Below are 21,096 nucleotides of genomic sequence, written 5' to 3'. Positions count from 1 at the left end.
TTTTTATACAGGTCAGCCCGGACAATAGATCGCGTTGACCATTTCGATTCACAATAAATACAGAATATAATATATCATTTTAAACAACTAACGTCAAGACTTTACTACTTCACTTAAGAAGTAGTTTTGGTGGTTTCAGCAGCTTTATTATTATGCTTGATGGCAATCGTCACTTTACCATTTCGACCACCAATTGTAATCACATCACCAGGTTGAATATCATTAGTTAACAATTGTTCACTCAATTGATCTTCCACTTGAGACTGAATTGCTCGTCTAATAGGTCGGGCACCAAATTCAGGATCGTAACCTTCTTTAGCAATCACATCCACAGCTGTTTTGGTTATCCGAACCGTAACCCCTTGAGCTTCCACCCGGTTTTTAAGTGGTTTAAGCATCAAACGAACAATTTCATGAATTTCGGTTTCGGTTAAGGAATGGAAAATTACTGTTTCGTCAATCCGGTTTAAGAATTCTGGCCGGAAGCTTTGCTTTAAAGTAGCTAAAATAGTTGACTTCATCGCATCATAGTCTGCTTTAGCGGTTTCGTTACCAAAACCAACCGTCTTCTTATCCCGCAACGTAGTGGCTCCTAAGTTAGAGGTCATGATAATGATCGTATTACGAAAATCAACTCGCCGGCCTTTAGAATCAGTTAAGAATCCATCATCTAATACCTGTAATAACAAATTAAAGACATCTGGATGAGCCTTTTCAACTTCATCTAATAACACAACTGAATATGGTTTTTGTCGAACTTTTTCGGTTAACTGACCACCTTCATCGTAACCTACGTAGCCGGGCGCAGAACCAATTAAACGACTAGTAGAGTATTTTTCCATAAATTCACTCATATCAACCCGAATCATGTCGTCTTCAGAACCAAAGACCGCTTCAGCCACCGCTTTAGCCAATTCAGTCTTCCCTACTCCGGTAGGTCCTAAGAACATAAATGAACCAATTGGTCGGTTCGGATCTTTCAAGCCGCTACGAGCACGTCTAATAGCTCTAGACACTGCAGAAACAGCCTCATCCTGACCAATTACCCGTTTGTGCAGTACTTTTTCTAAGTTAACTAAGCGTTGAGCCTGTGTAGCAGTCAATTGAGTAACCGGAATTCCAGTCCACTCAGCAACTACTTCAGCAACATCTTTTGCAGTTTCTTTCGCCACAAATTTAACCTGACTGTTATCAGTTTGTACAGCTTGTCTCTCAGCCTTCTTTTGAAGTTGATCAGCCTGTTTTCTAATTTGAGTGGCTAATTCATAATCTTGATCAATTAGGGCCTGACTCAAAGCATCCATCAATTCGGTCAATTTTGGTTTTTCGGTAGTGGCCTGCTGGTTACCCATTTTATCAATTCGAACCTTAGCCGCTGCTTCGTCCATCAAATCAATAGCCTTATCTGGCAAGAATCGATCACTGATGTAACGGTTAGATAGGTTAACGGCCGCCTCAATTGCATCATCAGTAATTTGCACTTTATGATGCTTTTCATATTTAGGTCTTAACCCTGTCAAGATAGCTTTGGTGTCTTCAACTGATGGTTCTGCCACCATTACTTTAGCAAAACGTCGTTCCAAGGCAGCGTCAGCTTCAATATATTTTTGATATTCATCTAACGTAGTGGCCCCAATCATTTGAAGTTCACCACGCGCTAGTGCTGGTTTCAAAATATTAGAAGCATCAATTGCTCCTTCAGCACCACCAGCCCCGATCAAAGTATGCAATTCATCAATAAATAGAATTACGTTTCCATCATTATAAATTTCTTCAATTACTTTCTTTAGTCGATCTTCAAATTCGCCTCGGTATTTTGTGCCGGCCACTAAGGAACCCATATCTAACATCATTAATCGTTTGTTAGTCATGTCTTCAGGGACCTCACCTGCAACGATGAGTTGAGCTAAACCTTCTGCAATCGCGGTTTTACCCACTCCGGGTTCACCAATTAGCACCGGATTATTTTTGGTTCTTCTAGCTAAAATTTGAATTACTCGTTTAACTTCTTTATCTCTGCCGATAGTAGGATCTAATCTATCTTGCCGAGCTAATTCAGTTAAATCACGAGCTAACGAATCCAAGGTAGGAGTACCTTCATCAGCTTGCTGTTGTCGTTGATTATTTCTAGTAGCAAATGCCTTGCCGCTCACACCCATTTTTCTAAGCGTTACTTTTCGTAAATCAGTAATGTTAACACCTAGGTTAATTAGAATCCGAGAGGACAGGATAGTCTCATCAGTTAATAAAGCTAATAAAATATGTTCCGTTCCTAGTTTAGGAACCCCATTGCGTTGAGCAAAATCACTAGCTAAATCTAAAATATTTTTGGCTTTAGGAGAATAAGGTAAATAGTCATCTCGGTTAAGGCCCGTCAAATCACCATAACCGGCGAAACGTTCAATTTCTTCGCGCACGTCAGTAGCACTAATGGCAAACTGGTCTAAAGCCTTGTAGGCAATTCCATTTTGTTCCATTAATAACCCTAATAAGAGATGTTCAGTACCAATAGCTTGGTGCTTGTAGTACTTAGCTTCATCTTGGGCAAAATTCAAAACGTTTTTGGCGCTTGGAGTAAGATTATTCAATTGATAGCCTCGCTTTCTACTTTTCGTACCGTAAATGGTTCAATATCGATACTAATACATTGGCTCGCATTACTTCCGTTAAATCATTGTCGACATCATACGCGTTTTTATCAACTACCGCCAGAATAATGTTGGCTTCTCGTCGATCAATCAATCCATTTTCGTATAGGGTTTTAACAATCGTTTGACCATCACGTTGTGACAATCGATTGCCAATTCCACTAATCAGAGCATCCAAAACTTCCCCGTCATCTAACAGGTTAGCCTTTTCAATTCGAATATAGCCACCACCGCCTCGTTTACTTTCAACAATGTATCCATTTTGAATGGTAAAACGAGTATTAATTACATAATTAATTTGGGATGGCACCACGTCGAACAATCCAGCAATCTCTGATCTACGGATCTCAATTTGATCGTTTTCGGCCAAAATTTCCTTTAAGTAACGCTCAATCAGGTCGGAAATATTTTTCCCCGCCATCTCATCATCACCAATCTTTGACTAATATTGACTATTATTATACGAAACTGGGACAAAAAAGCAATGATTTATATCATAACGACGAAAAAAGCAGACCTAAAGTCTGCTTAACCAATATATTAATATCAAAATCGGGAAAACAAGATTTGAACTTGCGACCCCTACGCCCCGAACGTAGTGCTCTACCAAGCTGAGCTACTTCCCGAAGTACAATATCTAATATAGCATAAAATTGATATTTCTCGAAAAAAANCCCCCTGGTCCCAAACCAGGTGCTCTACCAAGCTGAGCTACTTCCCGAAAAATGACACAAAAAAATGCACCCAGTAGGAGTCGAACCTACAACCTTCTGATTCGTAGTCAGACACTCTATCCAGTTGCGCTATGGGTGCAAGGTTATTAAAAAGAAAAAGCGGAAAACGGGATTCGAACCCGCGACCCCCACCATGGCAAGGTGGTGCTCTACCACTGAGCTATTTCCGCATATGCCGACTAGACGATTCGAACGCCCGACCCCCTCATTACTAGTGAGGTGCTCTGACCAACTGAGCTAAGTCGGCAAAATATATAAATGAACCAATGCGGGCGAAGGGATTCGAACCCCCACGTCATAAGACACTAGAACCTAAATCTAGCGCGTCTGCCAGTTCCGCCACGCCCGCAAAAGTTAAAACTGGAAATGAGCCGTGACAGGCTCGAACTGTCGACCCTCTGATTAAAAGTCAGATGCTCTACCAACTGAGCTAACGGCTCATATGGAGGATACAGGGTTCGAACCTGTGACCCCCTGCTTGTAAGGCAGGTGCTCTCCCAGCTGAGCTAATCCTCCATTTACGATCATAACTAAATGGTAGAGACATCCATAAGACAACTATTAAATAATAACATCACCAGTTTTAAAAGTCAAACACTTTTTATAAAAAACTTATAAGCAAGTTATTTGAACTTTTTCAACAAAAAATATTATATCGTATCTTCAAGCATTTGACTAGTCTTTTTTTACAAAAAAGCAAAATCGAATTTCGATTTTGCTTTTAAGTGATTAAGCTTGCTTTTCAATTTTAGTCATTCCGTGCATGTAAGGCCGCAAGACTTCTGGAATTGTAACGGTTCCATCTTCGTTTTGATAGTTTTCCAAAATAGCAGCCACTGCCCGTCCCACTGCTAATCCAGAACCATTCAATGTATGAATGAATTGAAGCTTACCATTTTCATCCCGATATTGAATATGAGCCCGACGAGCTTGGAAGTCAGTAGTATTAGAACAACTTGAAATTTCTCGATAACGCTCTTGAGCTGGGAACCAAACTTCAAGATCGTGAGTCATAGCCGCAGTGAAACTCATATCACTAGTGGTCAAAGTAATCACGTGGTAGGCTAAGCCAAGCTTTTCTAGTAATTCTCCTGCATGGTCAGTAAGTTGTTGCAAGGCATCCCAAGATTCATCTGGCTTGGTAAATTTAACCATTTCGACTTTATTGAATTGATGTAACCGGATTAATCCCCGAGTATCCTTACCGGCACTACCTGCTTCCGAACGGAAAGCTGGTGACAAAGCAGTTACTGAAATTGGTAATTTTTCTTCTGGAATTACTTCATCACGGTAATAGTTAACCAAAGGTACTTCTGCCGTTGGGATCATAGTCATGTTATCGGTATCCGCAATTTCATATCCAGCTTTACTTTCTAAGAACTTAGGGAATTGGCCAGTTCCGTACATTGATTCAGCATTGACCATGTATGGAGTGATCATTTCAGTGTAGCCTGCTTTAGAATTTTCATCTAAGAAGAAATTGTAAACAGCTCGTTCTAGTTGAGCACCAGCACCCACGTAGTATACAAAGCGACTGCCAGAAACTTTAGCAGCTCGTTCAAAATCTAAAATACCTAGATCTTCACCAATTTCATAGTGTGGCTTAGGAGTGAAGCCAAGTGGTTTAATTTCGCCCACTTTTTTAATTTCCACTGAACCCTCTTCAGTTAAACTAACTGGCACGCCCTCAGCAGGTATGTTTGGTAGATGAGCGGCCTTGCTTTGTTCTTGTTCATCAATTTCGACTAGTTGAGCATCTAAATCTTTAATTTCAGCCCCTACTTCTCGCATCGCAGTGATAGCTTCTGTAGCATCTTCTTTGTTGCGCTTTAAAGTAGAAATTTGATCAGACACTTCATTACGTTTAGCCTTCAAAGTTTCTGAAGCTACAATCAATTCTCGTCGTTTTTGATCTAGTGCTAATAATTCATCAATGGCTTCTGCAGAAACACCTCGAGTAGCCAATTTTTCTTTAACAAAATCTGGTTGTTGCCGAATTAATTTCATATCTAACATATACTTTCCTCCTAAATAATTAACGGTATACAAAAAAGGACCCTCGTCGTTGGGACGAAGGATCCTTTTTCGCGGTACCACCCAAGTTCTCAGCATACGCCAAGCCCTCAAATGATAACGGTCATTAGCCGTGCAGCATTACCTGCCCGTTTGATGTACTGGAATTTTCGATAGCAATTCTCACCAACCATTGCCTCTCTGAAATCTACTTAATAGGTACAAACGTTTAATTTCCTCGATTATAACCTAAATTCAAGGTACTTAGCAAGCCCTTAAATACCCAGTTTAACAATTTGATCGTCGATCATTTGTAGCACTTGATTACGATCGGCTTCGTTTTCTACAAAGTCATACTTGTCGCCATCAATTTGCATTTTGGCAGACTTGTCGTAACTTTGGTACCAGTCTTCATAGCGTCTATTCAAATCTTTATAATATTCAAATAAACCCGGATCGTTTTCAATTTGTTCGTAAGACCGACCGCGTTTTTGGATTCGGTTTAACATCGTTTCAAAGGAGATATTGATGTGAATTAACAGATCCGGATTTTTAGTATTCGGAGTATCTGGTAGTTCTTGCATCATATTCTTGAGTAGTGAATCGTAAATTTGAACCTCAGTTTCAGTAGCTCGCCCCAAATCAGCGTTTAAATGAAAGAGTAATGAGTCTTCAAAAATTGAACGATCTAACACACTTTCTGAATTGTTCCAGGCATGCTTAATATCATCCATTCTTCGATTTAAGAAATCGATTTGAAGTAAAAAAGCATACTTTTTAGGATCCTTATAAAATAAAGGCAAAATTTGATTATCATCCACAGATTCGTAGTAAGCAGGGGTCTGTAGGTGATCAGAAAGCATGTGAGTTAAAGACGTTTTTCCAGCGCCAATTGTTCCGGCAAGTACAAGCATTTCAGCATTCTCCTTTGTGTCATATATCTTGAGCAACACAACATATTGTACTAGTTTCTAGACTCCATCGCAATATCTGGACAGAATTATTTAACGTCTGGGCGATCAATGATTTCGATTTCATCCTTGCCACCGTACATATCATACCAAGGAGTAGCGTTAGCGGATAAAATTTCTTTGAGATCCATTACGTTTTGAGTTCCCTTATGTTCTAGCCACTCAACTAAGCCCGCTTCGCCGTCTTTAGCATAAACGTTAATTCCGTCACGCCAAGTTGCTCGACCACTTAAAACACCAGAGAATCTAGTGCCAACACTGCCAGCTAACTTAAGTTCCCGTTGAAAGACCGGTGTAGGTACTCCGGCACTTAAGAAAATAAATGGTCGGGTAGCAGCTGCACTAAGTTCTCGCAAGTAGCCTTTTACTTCTTCTTCAGTGTATGCATATTCGCCACCATCATTCCATTCCTTAACGAACTTAGGATTAAATGGCACCTCCATTTTTAAAACATCGATGTGGTACTTATCTTGAGTGAATTCCTTCATGGCATCAATTACCATTTTGGGTTTTTCTTTAGCAAATTCAAGAGAATCACTAGCGTAACGATCATCATAAGTAACCACTTCGAAGAAAGTTGGTACGTCTACTGCTAGTGCTTCAGTACCATAACGTTGAGCAAAGGCTTGCTTAGTCCGATTGATTTCATCAGAATCGTTAGTGTTTAAGTATAGCAAGACCTTCAGTGCGTCTGCTCCCTCTTCTACCATGATCTGAGCCGATTGATCTTGAATTAATTTAGGCAAGCGACCGGGGGTGTCCACATCGTAACCGGTTTGTTCATAAGACATAATCAACCCAGTAGCCGGATCTTTTGCTTCGATACCTTCAAATCCCATTTGAGCATCTAACAAAATGGCTGAACTAATGGGGCTTAGAACTTGAGATACCAGCTTCTTAAAATCATAAACCATCTTCATAGAAAATGGTTTGCCATTATCTGCAGCAGCCTGTTTCATCATTTTAACTAAGGAGCCTCGTTGATCTAACGCTAAGGCGTCAATGATCCCATCTTCGTTAGTTAACTTTTGCATCCGGTTGAGCTTTTGCTTCGTCATTACTTTTGTCATAAACTTTGCTCCTTAATTTGTATTTATACCAATTGATGTTATTGTAGCAAAAAAGCGTTCACAATTCCAACCATTTAGCCTTTTGTAATAAAAAAAGTCCATCCATATGGGATAGACCAATTTCAAAAAAATTACTTATCTTCGGTTAATTTTCCTTCAGTTCTAGTAGGAGACACGTCCACTTCATCTAATGGAATAATCTTAGTATGGTGACGAATCTTATAGCCTAGATACAAAATAATTACCAGCGGTACACTCATGTAGGTAACCAAAATTTGTTGCCAATCAAAGTGGGCAAAAGCACTAGGATCTTGACCAACAATTACCAAAATACATAGAATCAAACAAAGAACTGGACCAAATGGGAACCACTTAGCATGATACTTCAATTCACTAAGTGAATGCCCCTGCTTGATAAATGCTCGTCGGAACCGGAAATGAGAAACAGCAATCCCAAACCAAGCGATAAAGCCAGTCAAACCAGATGCGGCCACTAACCACATGTAAATATGTGGACCTGCAATACTAGAAATAAAGGTTATCGAGGCTACCAACGTCGTAACGATTAACGCCCGGTAAGGAATACCGTTTTTACCGGTCTTGCTTAAGGACTTAGGTGCAAAACCACCATTAGCCATTGAGTAAAGCATCCGGGTTGAAGCGTACATCCCTGAGTTAGCGGAAGAAATTACGGCAGTTAAAATAACAGCGTTCATCACACTAGCTGCTGCAGCTAAGCCAGCCCGTTGAAATACCAACGTAAAGGGACTAATCGCAACGTCTGTGGCGCTAGAACCTAGTAGTGAATGACTAGTATAAGGAATTAAAGCAGCAATTACAAAAATAGCAAAAATGTAAAAAAGAACAATTCTCCAAAAAACATCCTTAATAGCTTGAGGAACACTCTTTTCTGGATCTTCGGACTCACCAGCAGTAATCCCAACTAATTCAGTCCCTTGAAATGAGAACCCGGCTACTACGAAAACACTAATGATGGCAGGAATGCCACCCACAAATGGTGCTTTTTGGTACGTAAAGTTTCTCATCCCTACAAAGTGACCACCCATAATTCCGAAAATGGTTAACACTCCAACAGCTAGGAAAATAATAACGGTGACCACCTTAATAGCAGACATCCAGAATTCAGCTTCCCCAAAAGTAGAAACCGACATCGCATTAATTAACACGATGAGTACTAATGCTATCGTACTCCAAATCCAAGACGGCGTATTTGGTAACCAGAATTTCATAACTAACGCCACCGTGCTAATATCGACCGGAACGGTAATAGCCCAGTTAAACCAATAATTCCAACCCATAGCAAATCCCAGGGCAGGATCGACATACTTACCTGCATAAGCAGCAAACGAACCAGAAATTGGCATGTTAGTAGCCATTTCACCCAAACTAGTCATCAAGAAGTACACCATGATGCCCATTAGGCCATAGGCTACTAACGCTCCTCCAGGACCTGCCTCACTAATTGCTGAACCACTAGCGACAAACAACCCCGTCCCAATACAACCACCTAAGGCAATCATAGAAACATGACGAGTTTTCAGGCCTCGCTTAACCTCTGTTCCTTGTTGCTCAACATTTCTTGTCTCTTCATCCATTACTCAATAACCTCCTAAAATCGGAAGTATCTAATCTGCAAAGAAAAAAGATCCCTCTCCAAGAATATGGAAAGAGACCTTAAAAGTTTCTTCATATCTCAGATAGCACTCCGTAGTTATGAACTACGACAGTCCTTGACTTGTTCAGCCAAGACCCAACCACTAATTTGAAAAGCAAAAAGTGATTTCGGCAAACACCCCTTTCGCTAACCTTCGATACTGCTTTTCCAGCTCCAGTTAGTTACTAATAGTATTTGCGCCTCTACATCGAATTTCATTTAAATGTTTGTCAATATTATAACGTTCCTTTTCCAATAACACAAGCAAAGAACTCAGAAATTGACCAGTTTATACATATTAACCTTAGTTTCAGCGAACGGTTCCGTATATTCATCCACTAATTGAAAGTTAAGCCCGATTAAAAGTCGTTGAGACGCCTGATTATCTGGTAAAGTTTCAGCCCAAATCGTTTTGTTCTTCAGCGGACCGGCTAATATTTGCTTCAAAGCGGTAGTCATAATTCCTTGATTCCAATAATCCGGATGTAAGAAATATGAAATTAATAAATTGGACTCATCTGGCTGACCTTGTTTTCCTACCATCGGAGCCCAGTTAATCACTCCAACCACCTTATTGGCAACTACCACTCCAAATACCGTTTCAAATTCCAACTGTTGTTTGAGAATTTGACCAGCTTGTTTTTCAGTTTCTACCGTGCCTAATTTAATTCCTGCTTGGACCGCTGGTTCTTTGACAATCTGAAAATAATCAGTTTGATCTTGTTGAGTTAAGGGCCGTACCGTGATTGCTTTCATAATTTCCTCCAAATAAAAAAGGATGGTTACCCATCCCCAGCTTAATATTTCGACTTGTTTAGTAGTGGCCAATTTGCAATCTTAGGAGCTACTATTGGATATAAGTTTTCAGCTAGTAACAGCCAAGTATAACCAATCACCACTGCGCCGATTGTATCAGTAGGATAATGAGCGTTTAGATATACCCGTGACACCATAAGTAAAAACATTACTACCACTATTAAGATTTTAACAACCACCCTAGTAGCCCTTTTTTGGATCAAAGGTACTACCACGATCCATAACACCGCTAGAACGATAAAGGCTCCCAACGTATGACCACTTGGATAACTGTAACCATCATCCGCCGCTAAATGTAGTTCGGGACGTGGCCGCTGCACAATGTTTTTTACCAAAAAGCCAACAATGTCAGCTCCGGCTAAAGTAGCCAACCCCCACAGTGCCGGAATTCGATAGTGAAAACCCCATAAGAAAAAGGCAATCACTAACATCCAGAAAATATCTAACGATGGACTAAACAAAAAGGTGATCCCACCGTAAAAATGTTCCCAAAATGGACTGGGAGATTTTTGAATTCCAGTAATCCCTACTGAATCCAAGAATGTTAAGTAACCAAAGTTGGCCTTAACTAGGGCAGTTAATATAATAGCAAACACAAAACTAACTATCAATTTAGCAGTCCGGTTGCCGTCGCGATCAATCATCATAGTTAATTCAAACCTCTCCCTTCAAAATCATTTAGAGTATACCATAATCATATTAATAAAATCCGACCTGGTGGTTAACCTTAAGCATTTGTTGAAAATCTATTGTTAAATAGAATTTCAATCACATTTTTTTACGAAATGCCACTCGATATGTACCCACTTGATGAATAATGCGCAAAATAGTTTCCGCCGCAATGAAGCCCAATGCAATAGAACCAGCAATCCAAATAACCTGAGTAGCATAGTTAACGGCTTCATTATAGTGACCCGTAGCAAAATTTTTAATTAACTCATAAGCTTGACCACCAGGGACTAGCGGCACTAATCCCGGAACATCAAACAAAATACTAGGCATTCGCATAATTCGTGCGACTATCATAGCAAATACCCCTAACGCCATGGCCCCACTAAAATTAGCGATCCCAATGCCAGTGTTAGGCAAAGCGTCGACTAAATAGTAACTGCCCCAACCTACCACACCACTAATACCAGCCAAATTAAGGGCCCGGTATGGTAAGTTCACAATTAGTCCAAACCCCAGACCTGCAAGGTAAACACATCCAATTTTAAGAATTAAAAAAGCCATCAGTTACCTCCTAGAAAAAGTGCAGGCCAACAGCCACACCAAATCCCAACGCACTAGCACTAATCAGCGCTTCAATCCCCCGAGCTGGGCCACTAACCAAGTTACCGGCCAGTAAATCCCTTACCGCATTAGTTAATGGAATTCCGGGTACTAAGGGCATTAAGCTACCAATAATAATGTCATCCATATTATGGCCCCAACCGATATTGACCGTCAAAGCAGCCAAGCCCGCAATCATGAACGCCGCCGCAAACTCGCTCAAAAAACGAATATTAACGTACCGGTTCAAGAAGTAAAATAAGATCCACGCCAATGCCGCAACTAGACAAGATGGTAGAAAATCAACCCAGTTATTTCGAAACACCACTACTAACGGGCCACTAACCAAAATTGCGCCAACGATTTGAAGCCAGAGGGGGAAAAAGTCATTTTGCACTTCAATGATTTTTAATTCCTCAAAAAAAGTAGGGATGGTAATCTGACCACTAGCAAATTGCCGAGATAATTCGTTAACCTTAGCAATTTTCGTTAAATTAAAGCTGCGTTTCTTAATATCGATAACCTGCCCAGCAATATCCGGGTTGGCGGACATAACAATTGCAGTCACAGTTATGTAGGCATTAACGTTTCTTAATCCGGCGTTTTGAGCAATTCGGTAAATAATATCATTTACCCGTTGCATATCAGAACCACTCTCAATCATAATCTTACCAGCCAATAAACAGGTATTGATCACCATTTGATAATAACGCTCATCTTCAGTTTTCATTTGCATTCACCTATTTTACAAAAATGTAGTGAGAAGCTTTATAGCCGATGGTAACCACTGCCCCGTCACTTAAGCGTTTAATTTCCACAGCTCCTTCAAAAGAGTCGTGATCTAATACCAAAATTTTATCGTTTAAGTGTAAATGAATCTCACTTAAGTACGTTAGAAAGTCATAATTATCAATAAAGCGTGCAATTGTGTATTCGTGGCCTACTTCAGCATCATTTAAGACCAAATGAGTGTCTTCGGTGTAAAGACCATCCTTACTAGGAATTACTCCCCCATGCGGGCAAGTTGTCGGATTGCCCAAATAATTATCTAGGTGGTCAATCATTTTATCACTGGTAACGTGTTCTAACTTTTCGGCTTCCACATCCACATCCGGCAAGTCAAACTTTAATTCCCGATTTAAGAATACCTCCCATAACCGGTGCTTACGAACCAATTCTTCCGCATAGTCAATTCCTTTTTCAGTGAGTTTGACTCCCGAATAGGGTTTGTGGGTAACAAAGTTATCGGCCAGCATTTTATTCACCATTTCGGTTACCGAACCAGCAGCTACATTAAGACTAATCGCAATTTGCTTATTGCTAACCATCTTGGTAGCTCCCCCTAATTCAAAAATGATTTTGAGGTAATCCTCTTTCATTGGTGTCATTTAGTTAATCTCCTGTTTATGGTATATCTTTTCCCTGATCATATATTATATCCTGATTGACTCCCCGACTAGCTTCAGCCTGGATTGTAACGTGACAAACTCCGTACTGCGTTTTTAAAACATTGGTAATTTGGTCGTAAATAATTTCTGCTTGACTGATAGGCATATCGTTAAGGTTAACGTGAACCGAAACGATAATATTATTTTCATCTATTAACCAAGCATGCAAATGATGAACCCCTTTTACATCATGCAAGGCCAGCAAATCTGATTTAACTGCTTCAAAATCTAAATTAGCGGGGGCCCCTTCCATTAAGATTTTAATAGTTTCCTTAATAATAGGGGCCGACTCATACATAATATAAATTGCCACCGCAATCGTAACTGCCGGATCAACCCAGGTCCAGTTAAATAATTGAATCAAGACTCCCCCAACAATAATGGCAACCGAGGACAACGCATCGCTCATTATGTGTAAATAAGTAGCTCGCATGTTGAGGTTATTTTTGGAGCCTGCATTTAACAATATTGCCGAAATTACGTTAGCGGCCAAGCCAATCACCGCTACTGTTAGCATCAGTGTACCGTTGATAGGCTCCGGATGTGAAATTCTACGAACCGCCTCAATTACTAAAACGACACAAACCAAGATTAAGGCTAATGCGTTTAACAATGCCGTAATAATTTGAGCTCGCCGATAGCCGTATGTATTAGTTTCTGTTTGGGGCTTTTTACTTAATAAATGAGCAAAATAACTAACTACAATCGAAAGTGAATCACCCAAATTATGGAAGGCATCAGAAACTAAAGACAAACTACCGGAAATAGCTCCGCCAACAAATTCGGCAATGGTGATCACCACGTTTAAGATGGTAACCCAAAAGAAGCGGCGACCACTCATATCGGAATCTGAATGCTGGTGCTTTGTCATCTCAACCCCTCCAATCTATTCAGTTGTCATTATCGCACGGAATGTTTAGTTTTTCCATAGCTGGTAACTAATTACCGCTGATTTTTTACGTTGCCAAACATTTTTTTAAGGTACAAAAAAACGGTACGGATTACTCCGTACCGTTATTACGAATCGGTCCACCATCAGCTAAGGTTTAATTAAACTCACTTCGCTTAATATACTCGGAGACTGACCCAGCCTAAGACTGGATTCTCAAAGTGCTATTGCTGCACCAACTTACATACGTTCGTTAAAACAGACATTGACAAAACGACATCCAATTAATCAAAAGACCGATGAGTGAACCGATTCTCATTGTTAGAATAGCACGTTCACCAAAATTCGACAATTAATATGATTAACCTAGCTTACAGTGCCCAATTAGTTGTTTTAATTCAGCCACCGAAGTCCCATTGCCTACAAAGCACTGAATAACTCCCATCCAGTAATTATCGGAATCATCAAATGACATGTCAGCGCCTGAAGTACCGTTGATGGGTAATAAACCGGCTGCAACGTACTTTTCAATTTCTACAGTTGAAACATTACATTTGGTTGCAAATTCCTCTAATGTCCACTTCATAACCGTTACCTCGAAAAAAGATTTTAATCGTATTCTACAACCCTAGAACTAAAAGAACAAGCTTATTCTTCGACCATCCGCCAATCGCCTTCTGCGGCCTTAGAAATTTGGTTAATAAAGTGCAATAATGATTGAGCTTGTTTTTCATCGTGAGCCTGCAACAAGTTAAGTCCAGCACCGGTAGTCATTGGTACGCTTAGCGAAAAATCAGTCCCTTTTTCGCCATCTTGTTCTCCCGTAGCAAAAACCAGCACGGTAGTTCCATCTTCAATTGTAGTAATAATAAAGAATAAGCTAAAATCATCATCTTGCTTCATATAAGCTGGCATTGCCCAAACATCACTAGCAATTTGGACCAATTCTTCATTACCATACTTATAATCTTTATGGTTGGCCTCAGTTACCGGGTTAGCTAAAACAAACATCATATTATCAAATACTGGATTGCCTAATTGAATATTATCTTCCATTACGTTTTACTTCCATTTCTTTATGATTAGTTAACAAGGATAGTGCCACCGTTGAAATCACTGCATTAACTCCTAATGCTGTACAGGTAATCACCATTGCTGCCGTATTTTTCTTCATTAAGACTCACCCTTATATTAAATATCAAAAATGGTCACCCAAAGGCGACCATTTAAATTAAGCATAAACTGGTTCTGAAACTGTGGCGGCTTTTTGCATATGATAGTAAAGGTGATCACCAATCATTTGCGTCCCCACGGTTTCAAAGCCATTTCGTTCATATAGTTTTTTTGCGTTTGGATTTTCAAAATCGACGTTTAATCCAACCGTGTCCTTCCCGTCGTTCAATGCCACGTTAGGGACTGCCTTTAACAGCCGGCTCCCCACTCCACAACCTTGATAGTCTGGTCGAACAGCAATTGAATCCAAATACCATTCATCACTGTTAGTTTCTGAATCAGCTACAAATGGTGTTTTAAAATCTGCACTTTGCTTCGACAAATTATAAAGAACTTGATTAATTGTTCGTTCATTTTCGCTGGGATAACCAAACATTACCCCAACAACTTGGCCATCGGCCTCGGCCACCACGGTAGATGCTTTATCAAACAAATAGGTATCTGTTTGGTAAGCCTTCGTGATGACCTTGGCTAAACCAGGTTCGGGAACGTCTTCAAGTTCTTCTAACTGCATTTCGTCAAAAATAATATCAATTAACGGGGCTATCTGGCCGGCGTCGTCTGATTGTGCATCTCTAATCGTTATCAAAAAAATCCTCCTAGTAATTAAAAACAGTGTTATTAAAATTATTTTTACATATTACTTCTATTTACGCAATTTGTCAAAAGCTAGTTCTTTTTAGTTGTATCTTCTCGTAAATCATCTAATTCCGTTCTAATTTGGCTAAGAATTTCAATTTGAATTTTTTGAATTTCTAGAGAATGAGGAATTTGATGTTGTGTCAAATGATCCAGCTTAGCATGTAAAATTCGCAATTCATGTTCGGACTTTAAGTTCACATGGTAATCGTTTTCGGAATCCATGCGATCTCGATCAGCCGCCCGATTTTGACTCATCATAATAATTGGTGCTTGAACGGCCGCCACACAGCTTAAAACTAAGTTCAATAATATAAACGGAAACTTATCAAAGTTAACCCCAAATAGTCCCAGCCCATTAACTAACATCCACGCGATTAAGACAAAAACAAAGATACCAATAAAACCCCAACTACCACCAAAATGAGCCACTGCATCCGATACCTTTTGGCCAAAAGTTAGACTTTGTTTCAAGCTTTCATTAACGTCAATAATATCGTAATCATCACTTTCCAAAGCCTTAGTGAGCCGCTTGTTGATCTTTTGAGTTTGCTTTAAATCAGCATTAATTAGCCCATCTACTCGCAACAGTTGATATTTTAACAAGTGATGATTACAAATAAAATCCGTTGCTTTAGCACTGGGATAGTCAGCTTTAATTAAATTTTTAGTAGTGGCATCCAATTGTGACAATATGACCCCATCAGCAATTAAATATTGTCGTTGATCCACTAAACAAGTTTGCATTTCGCTCATTTTTCTTCTCCTTCAGCCAGTTTATTTCTACTATGTAATTATAGAAGAAATTCAACCTTTCTGCGAGTCGGTAAACCGAGTTAGCAAATCAGCAACTGACAATTGATTACGTTCAAAGTAATTAGTTAAATCAGTCGGTAAACTGGCCACCAATCGTTGAGTTTGATCAGTAAAAGGATCAATAAATTGTAAAGTAGCTGCGTGTAAAGCTTGTCTAGTTAGTCCTTGATTTAATGGCCCTCGATACAATTCGTCGCCAACCAACGGATGGCCCAAATGCCTAAAATGTGCTCTAATTTGATGAGTTCGGCCAGTATGCAACTGAATTTTAAGAATGGTATTCCCATCAACTTCGGTTAATTTCCAATATTCAGTAAGTGCTTTTTTGCCAGTGGGTGTTACTAATTGATCGTAGCCCATTGGATTTTTAGCCAATGGTAAATCGATCAGATCGTGTTCAGCTAATCCAGTGCCACTCACTACCGCCAAATACTGTTTTTGAATCTCATGATTTTCCTGCAGCTGATTTGCCAAACTATTTGCTAGCCGATTATGGGCCACTAATACTGCTCCACTAGTATCTCGGTCTAACCTGGTAATAATATGGGGAACCAAATTCGGACTGTCTGCTTGCTGCCAATGTCCTTTAATTTTATTGACTAACGTAGTTTGGCGATCACTAGGTCCTGGCACAGAAGAAATCCCAGCGGTCTTATTTACTACTAACCAGTTATCATCTTCAAAGACTACCTGAATTGGTTCTGTGTCGATCATCACCCGCGGATCACTTATTTCATCTGGGAAGTTAACTTGAACCTCGGCATTAATTGGTACTTCTGCCTGCTGCTTTCCATCAACTAGAATCGCTCCAGGCAGTTCCTTTAGCTCCGAATACATACGGTGACTAATTCCTTGCTGGTTTAAAAACCGTTTGGTACTGATTGGTTCACTAGTGGTATTGAGCCAAGTAAATTTCACGATTACCTCCTAAATTGGCCGGGTCAAGATAATTAGGTCTACGGCCCGAATGTCATTTTCAAAGATTGGTTGCGCATAGTTACTAAAATAATTTGGTTGAATGCTGTTAAACCGAAATCCTAATTTTTGATAGAATCGCAAATTATCAATACTAGAGTTAGCGGTCCCCACTTGCATCTGAGAATACCCCAATTGTTGGTAATGCTCAAATAGATTGCTAATAGTGTAACTTGCTAATCCCCGGCCCCGATAAGCTGGCAACACCGCAATATTTTTAAGCTCAACGGAATGCTCATCACTTTTTAAGACCGCCGTAGCTCCTAAGATTTGCGAACCTACCATAATAGCAAATAAATCAGCAACGTCAATATATTTAGCGACTTGCTTAGGATCTGGATCTGCCAACAATAATATTTTCAGTAGGGATTGGCGATCATGTAAAACGGGAGTAACTTCTATTTTCATAATGGCACCTTCTTTTTTGTAAGTATTTCGTCATAATGATTGACACCGATTACATAATTGGTAAAATAATAGTAGAACCACATTTTGTGAATTGCTGTTCAAGAAAAGGAGATTGAATAATATGAAAGTTGTAGTAATTGGTTGCACCCACGCTGGCACATTTGCCATTAAGCAAATTTTAGCAGAACACCCAGATGCAGATGTCACTGTCTACGAAAAAAACGATAATATTTCATTTCTTTCATGCGGAATCGCCTTATATTTGGGGGACCAAATCAAAGATCCACAAGGACTATTTTACTCTAGTCCCAAGGAATTAAAAGAACTTGGTGCAACGGTTAAAATGTTACACGAAGTTACTGACGTTGATTTGGCAAATAAGGTAGTAACCATCAAGAACCTAGACACAGAAGATACACTAACAGATGCTTACGATAAATTAGTCGTAACTACTGGTTCTTGGCCAATCATTCCACCAATTAAGGGAATCGATAATGACAAAGTTTACCTCTGCAAGAATTGGAACCACGCTGAAGAACTCTTCAGAAAGGCTCCCGATGCTAAACGAATCACCGTTATTGGTGCTGGCTACATTGGTGCAGAACTAGCAGAAGCTTACAGCCGAACTGGTCATGAAGTTACCTTAATTGATGGTGCAGAACGGGTAATGCCTAAGTACTTCAATAAAGAAATGACTGACATTATCGAAAAAGATTACACTGATAACGGAGTTAAGTTAGGTCTCGGAGAATCCGTTGAAGAAATTAGTGGTGATGACACCATTACCGTTAAAACCAACAAGGGTGTTTACGAAACTGATTTAGTAATTCTTTGTGTTGGTTTCCGACCAAATACTAGTCTTTTCAAAGGCAAGTTAGATATGCTCCAAAATGGGGCCTTAATCACTAACGATTACATGCAAACTTCAGATCCTGACGTTTTCGGTGCTGGTGATAGTGTTGCCGTGCATTACAACCCAACTCATAGTAACGCCTACATTCCATTAGCTACTAATGCCGTTCGGCAAGGAATTTTAGTTGGTAAGAACTTAGTTAAGCCAACCGTTAAATACATGGGAACTCAATCCACTTCTGGCTTGAAATTATACGAACGGACTGCTGCTTCAACCGGTTTAACTATTGAAGCCGCTAAAGCTCAAGGCATCAACGCTCGTGAAGTGCGCTTAACCGATAACTACCGGCCAGAATTCATGGAAACTACTACTCCCGTAGTAATGTCATTAGTTTACAATCCTGATACTCGGCAAATCTTAGGGGGCGCTCTTCTAAGTTTATACGATGTAGCTCAATCAGCTAACACTCTATCAGTAATGATCCAAAACCAAAATACCATCGACGATCTCGCCATGGTAGATATGCTCTTCCAACCTCAATTTGACCGCCCATTCAACTACTTGAATGAATTAGGCCAAGCAGCACAGGCACAAGAAGCAAAATAGTATTATATGGCTTAATAATCTCCAACTAAAAAGATCTAACGCTTAAGAACATATGTGTTAGATCTTTTTACTTTCGTTAATTTACTACAGCCCGTGCCTTATTCCACAACAATGTAGAAGTATAATATTATTCATTTCAATTTACCTTGGACAACTCATCAATTGTTTTTCCAGTTTGGTTTTTTAAAATTAGTCAACTATTAGTGCCACCATAGTACAAAAAAAGACCGACTTCATTAACACTCTTGAGAATAATATCTTCGGTAGTAACAAAATTTTCAAATTGAGTGCTATGTTCTGCCCGCAACTGTTCGGCAAATCTAGCACTAAAACCTAACTTACCATCTTGATTTAATGGTGCGGTGCTTCGCATAGTGGCCCCTCTTTGAATTACTAACTCTGCTCGTTTACGCCAATAAACAACTGCCTGACTACCTTCATAATCAACGTAAAACGGCATATCTGACAGTTGTTTCTTAAATTTATGTTGGGCTTTACCATTAGACTTAGCCGGAACCAGCGAACATCCCAACAAACCTAAGATGTTAAGCCAATAATCATGTTGAGGATCCGCTTCGGATTCAATTGCGTTTTTAAGCTCTAATGGGGTTTTTCCCATCGCTTCTAAGCTAACGATACGTTCCATCTTAAGCTGCTTAATTGAAGTGGTTATCTCAGTTATCCGATTATGGTTTAGATATATGTACACCGCGTTTGGCGGAATTCCTTCAAGTTCCGTTTGAACCGTAATAGTGATTTCATCATTAGATAGCTTTAAACCAGCTGGTTGTTGTCTTAAACTCAAATCCATTTTCTGCACCCCATTCCAATGTTTTAATTGCTAATTTAATTTTAGCCTATCTAACTTGAAACTACCTAATATCTTATCTGGGGATGAATCTCTTAGCTAAACATGCTTTAATAGTATTAGACTGTTAGGAGGTTCGATTTACATCATGAATCACGAATTAAATTCTTCTGCGGCTATCAAGGAGGCTTTACCAACCGTATTTGGTTATATCGGAATTGGGTTGGCCTTTGGGATAGTTGCTAAAGACGCTGGATTTAGTCCATGGATCACGTTATTAATGTCTTTGTTTATTTATGCCGGCTCGGCGCAGTTTATTGCAGTCAGCATGCTAGCTGCTCACAGTCCGGTAGCATCCATTGTTTTTGCCGTTTTCTTGGTTAATGCTCGGATGATCTTAATTAGCACCACCGTCGCGGGCTACCTCCCCACTCAAGCTACCTGGAAAAACGTGGTTTTGGGAAGTTTCATTACCGATGAAAGTTTTGCTTTAAGTATGAATAAAATCAACTATACTAATCATCGGTTAAACTTCGAGTGGTTAAATGCTGCCAATCTTGTAGCTTATTGGGTCTGGGCCGGAGCTTCCGTTGTAGGAGCGATTTTAGGCAATTTCATCACCGATCCACAAGCTTGGGGATTAGATTTTGCAATTGTAGCAATGTTTTTAGGGTTACTTTACCTGCAAATTATTTCGGAACAGGTTTTAGCCCTCTCATTACAACTACTAGTAGTCCTGATTACCTTAATTCTAATATACGTTGGATTTATCTTTATCCCCACCAACTTGTTAGTCTTGGTGGTTACCTTAATCACCTGTGGATTGGGGGTGTGGCTCAAAAATGAATTCTTCTGAGTATGTTTTACTGACTATTTTTGGTTGTGGCTTGGTCACTTGGTTATCTCGAGTATTACCATTAGTGCTTCTCCAAAAATTTCGACTATCTCCAAAGATAACTGAATTTTTAAGCTTTGTTCCAATTGTCATCATGGCCGCCCTCTGGTTCGAAAATCTCTTTACCCAACGATTAGGCCACTTGCCAACTCCTAATTGGGATAACATTATTGCTTCAGTGCCCACTTTCGTTGCTGCAGTGATCACCAAAAGCTTGTTGTGGATTGTTGTCATTGGCATGTTATCCTTGGTGGTAGTTCGCCACATTTAACTTTACATTCTTCCTTAAATCACTTAGGGTAGAACATATAAATTCCGACAGCGAAC

At 39.7% G+C, this 21,096-nt stretch carries 23 protein-coding genes, 7 tRNA genes and 1 riboswitch; of the genes, 3 read left to right on the top strand and 27 right to left on the bottom strand.

The window, feature by feature from the left end; all coding sequences use genetic code 11:
* Positions 1 to 113: 113 nt before the first annotated feature.
* From OXT66_RS03525 to OXT66_RS03400, 26 genes are all read right to left on the bottom strand, one after another.
* Complete coding sequence (locus OXT66_RS03525) at positions 114 to 2,588, bottom strand: ATP-dependent Clp protease ATP-binding subunit (RefSeq protein WP_268595748.1); 2,475 nt, start codon at positions 2,586 to 2,588, stop codon at positions 114 to 116.
* A 16-nt stretch (positions 2,589 to 2,604) separates the two neighbouring features.
* Positions 2,605 to 3,069 carry a CtsR family transcriptional regulator gene (locus OXT66_RS03520; RefSeq protein WP_268595746.1) on the bottom strand — a complete coding sequence of 155 codons (465 nt, stop codon included), beginning with the start codon at positions 3,067 to 3,069 and terminating at the stop codon, positions 2,605 to 2,607.
* 131 nt (positions 3,070 to 3,200) lie between these two features.
* A tRNA-Pro gene (locus tag OXT66_RS03515) sits at positions 3,201 to 3,274 on the bottom strand.
* 113 nt (positions 3,275 to 3,387) lie between these two features.
* A tRNA-Arg gene (locus OXT66_RS03510) sits at positions 3,388 to 3,461 on the bottom strand.
* A 19-nt stretch (positions 3,462 to 3,480) separates the two neighbouring features.
* Positions 3,481 to 3,552 (bottom strand) — tRNA-Gly (locus OXT66_RS03505).
* A gap of 3 nt (positions 3,553 to 3,555) precedes the next feature.
* Positions 3,556 to 3,629: transfer RNA gene (locus OXT66_RS03500), tRNA-Thr, on the bottom strand.
* A gap of 20 nt (positions 3,630 to 3,649) precedes the next feature.
* Positions 3,650 to 3,731, bottom strand: a tRNA-Leu gene (locus OXT66_RS03495).
* An 18-nt stretch (positions 3,732 to 3,749) separates the two neighbouring features.
* Positions 3,750 to 3,822: transfer RNA gene (locus OXT66_RS03490), tRNA-Lys, on the bottom strand.
* A 3-nt stretch (positions 3,823 to 3,825) separates the two neighbouring features.
* Positions 3,826 to 3,898: transfer RNA gene (locus OXT66_RS03485), tRNA-Val, on the bottom strand.
* Between the two features lie 213 nt (positions 3,899 to 4,111).
* Positions 4,112 to 5,398: a serine--tRNA ligase gene (serS, locus tag OXT66_RS03480; RefSeq protein ID WP_268595744.1), complete on the bottom strand. Its 1,287-nt coding sequence runs from the start codon at positions 5,396 to 5,398 to the stop codon at positions 4,112 to 4,114.
* Positions 5,399 to 5,670: 272 nt separating this feature from the next.
* A complete protein-coding gene (locus OXT66_RS03475; RefSeq protein ID WP_268595742.1) occupies positions 5,671 to 6,309 on the bottom strand; it encodes a deoxynucleoside kinase in 639 nt (212 codons plus the stop codon).
* 86 nt (positions 6,310 to 6,395) lie between these two features.
* A complete protein-coding gene (locus OXT66_RS03470; protein WP_268595740.1) occupies positions 6,396 to 7,436 on the bottom strand; it encodes a tagatose 1,6-diphosphate aldolase in 1,041 nt (346 codons plus the stop codon).
* A gap of 131 nt (positions 7,437 to 7,567) precedes the next feature.
* Positions 7,568 to 9,052, bottom strand: a complete 1,485-nt coding sequence (locus OXT66_RS03465; RefSeq protein ID WP_268595738.1) for an amino acid permease — start codon at positions 9,050 to 9,052, stop codon at positions 7,568 to 7,570.
* 95 nt (positions 9,053 to 9,147) lie between these two features.
* A riboswitch (Lysine riboswitch) is annotated at positions 9,148 to 9,325 on the bottom strand.
* A 59-nt stretch (positions 9,326 to 9,384) separates the two neighbouring features.
* Positions 9,385 to 9,867 (bottom strand): GNAT family N-acetyltransferase, encoded by a 483-nt coding sequence (locus tag OXT66_RS03460; protein WP_268595737.1) that lies wholly within the window; start codon positions 9,865 to 9,867, stop codon positions 9,385 to 9,387.
* A 41-nt stretch (positions 9,868 to 9,908) separates the two neighbouring features.
* Positions 9,909 to 10,574: a phosphatase PAP2 family protein gene (locus OXT66_RS03455; RefSeq protein WP_268595735.1), complete on the bottom strand. Its 666-nt coding sequence runs from the start codon at positions 10,572 to 10,574 to the stop codon at positions 9,909 to 9,911.
* A gap of 121 nt (positions 10,575 to 10,695) precedes the next feature.
* Positions 10,696 to 11,160: a threonine/serine exporter family protein gene (locus OXT66_RS03450; RefSeq protein ID WP_268595734.1), complete on the bottom strand. Its 465-nt coding sequence runs from the start codon at positions 11,158 to 11,160 to the stop codon at positions 10,696 to 10,698.
* A gap of 10 nt (positions 11,161 to 11,170) precedes the next feature.
* The gene (locus tag OXT66_RS03445) at positions 11,171 to 11,929 is read right to left on the bottom strand and encodes a threonine/serine exporter family protein (RefSeq protein WP_268595732.1); all 759 of its coding nucleotides are present in this window, start codon (positions 11,927 to 11,929) and stop codon (positions 11,171 to 11,173) included.
* Positions 11,930 to 11,939: 10 nt separating this feature from the next.
* A complete protein-coding gene (locus OXT66_RS03440) occupies positions 11,940 to 12,587 on the bottom strand; it encodes a metal-dependent transcriptional regulator (protein ID WP_268595730.1) in 648 nt (215 codons plus the stop codon).
* Between the two features lie 16 nt (positions 12,588 to 12,603).
* On the bottom strand, positions 12,604 to 13,518 hold the full coding sequence (locus OXT66_RS03435; RefSeq protein ID WP_268595728.1) for a cation diffusion facilitator family transporter: 915 nt from the start codon (positions 13,516 to 13,518) through the stop codon (positions 12,604 to 12,606).
* Positions 13,519 to 13,897: 379 nt separating this feature from the next.
* Positions 13,898 to 14,122, bottom strand: coding sequence for a MerR family transcriptional regulator (locus OXT66_RS03430; protein ID WP_268595727.1), 225 nt, complete (start codon positions 14,120 to 14,122; stop codon positions 13,898 to 13,900).
* A gap of 62 nt (positions 14,123 to 14,184) precedes the next feature.
* Positions 14,185 to 14,592 (bottom strand): hypothetical protein, encoded by a 408-nt coding sequence (locus tag OXT66_RS03425; protein ID WP_268595725.1) that lies wholly within the window; start codon positions 14,590 to 14,592, stop codon positions 14,185 to 14,187.
* Positions 14,582 to 14,710, bottom strand: coding sequence for a hypothetical protein (locus OXT66_RS03420; RefSeq protein WP_268595723.1), 129 nt, complete (start codon positions 14,708 to 14,710; stop codon positions 14,582 to 14,584). The genes OXT66_RS03425 and OXT66_RS03420 overlap by 11 nt, the downstream gene beginning before the upstream one ends.
* A 57-nt stretch (positions 14,711 to 14,767) precedes the next feature.
* Positions 14,768 to 15,358, bottom strand: coding sequence for a GNAT family N-acetyltransferase (locus OXT66_RS03415; RefSeq protein ID WP_268595722.1), 591 nt, complete (start codon positions 15,356 to 15,358; stop codon positions 14,768 to 14,770).
* An 80-nt stretch (positions 15,359 to 15,438) separates the two neighbouring features.
* Positions 15,439 to 16,164: a DUF1003 domain-containing protein gene (locus OXT66_RS03410; protein WP_268595721.1), complete on the bottom strand. Its 726-nt coding sequence runs from the start codon at positions 16,162 to 16,164 to the stop codon at positions 15,439 to 15,441.
* A 51-nt stretch (positions 16,165 to 16,215) separates the two neighbouring features.
* Positions 16,216 to 17,142 (bottom strand): RluA family pseudouridine synthase, encoded by a 927-nt coding sequence (locus tag OXT66_RS03405; protein ID WP_268595719.1) that lies wholly within the window; start codon positions 17,140 to 17,142, stop codon positions 16,216 to 16,218.
* Between the two features lie 9 nt (positions 17,143 to 17,151).
* The gene (locus tag OXT66_RS03400) at positions 17,152 to 17,607 is read right to left on the bottom strand and encodes a GNAT family N-acetyltransferase (RefSeq protein ID WP_268595717.1); all 456 of its coding nucleotides are present in this window, start codon (positions 17,605 to 17,607) and stop codon (positions 17,152 to 17,154) included.
* Positions 17,608 to 17,728: 121 nt separating this feature from the next.
* Between OXT66_RS03400 and OXT66_RS03395 the strand changes: the two genes are divergently transcribed.
* Positions 17,729 to 19,066 (top strand): FAD-dependent oxidoreductase, encoded by a 1,338-nt coding sequence (locus OXT66_RS03395; RefSeq protein WP_268595715.1) that lies wholly within the window; start codon positions 17,729 to 17,731, stop codon positions 19,064 to 19,066.
* A 193-nt stretch (positions 19,067 to 19,259) separates the two neighbouring features.
* Here the strand turns inward: OXT66_RS03395 and OXT66_RS03390 are convergent, their stop codons facing one another.
* A complete protein-coding gene (locus OXT66_RS03390; protein ID WP_268595713.1) occupies positions 19,260 to 19,877 on the bottom strand; it encodes a hypothetical protein in 618 nt (205 codons plus the stop codon).
* Positions 19,878 to 20,022: 145 nt separating this feature from the next.
* On the opposite strand from OXT66_RS03390, the gene OXT66_RS03385 reads away from it, so the two are divergent.
* Both OXT66_RS03385 and OXT66_RS03380 read left to right on the top strand, forming a co-directional pair.
* Complete coding sequence (locus OXT66_RS03385; RefSeq protein WP_268595711.1) at positions 20,023 to 20,730, top strand: AzlC family ABC transporter permease; 708 nt, start codon at positions 20,023 to 20,025, stop codon at positions 20,728 to 20,730.
* Entirely contained in the window at positions 20,717 to 21,040 is a 324-nt protein-coding gene (locus OXT66_RS03380; RefSeq protein ID WP_268595710.1) for an AzlD domain-containing protein, read from the top strand. The genes OXT66_RS03385 and OXT66_RS03380 overlap by 14 nt, the downstream gene beginning before the upstream one ends.
* Positions 21,041 to 21,096 lie beyond the last annotated feature (56 nt).

It is taken from the genome of Lentilactobacillus senioris (assembly GCF_026798195.1).
GTDB lineage: Bacteria > Bacillota > Bacilli > Lactobacillales > Lactobacillaceae > Lentilactobacillus > Lentilactobacillus senioris_A.
This window is presented reverse-complemented; position numbering and strand designations above follow the sequence as displayed.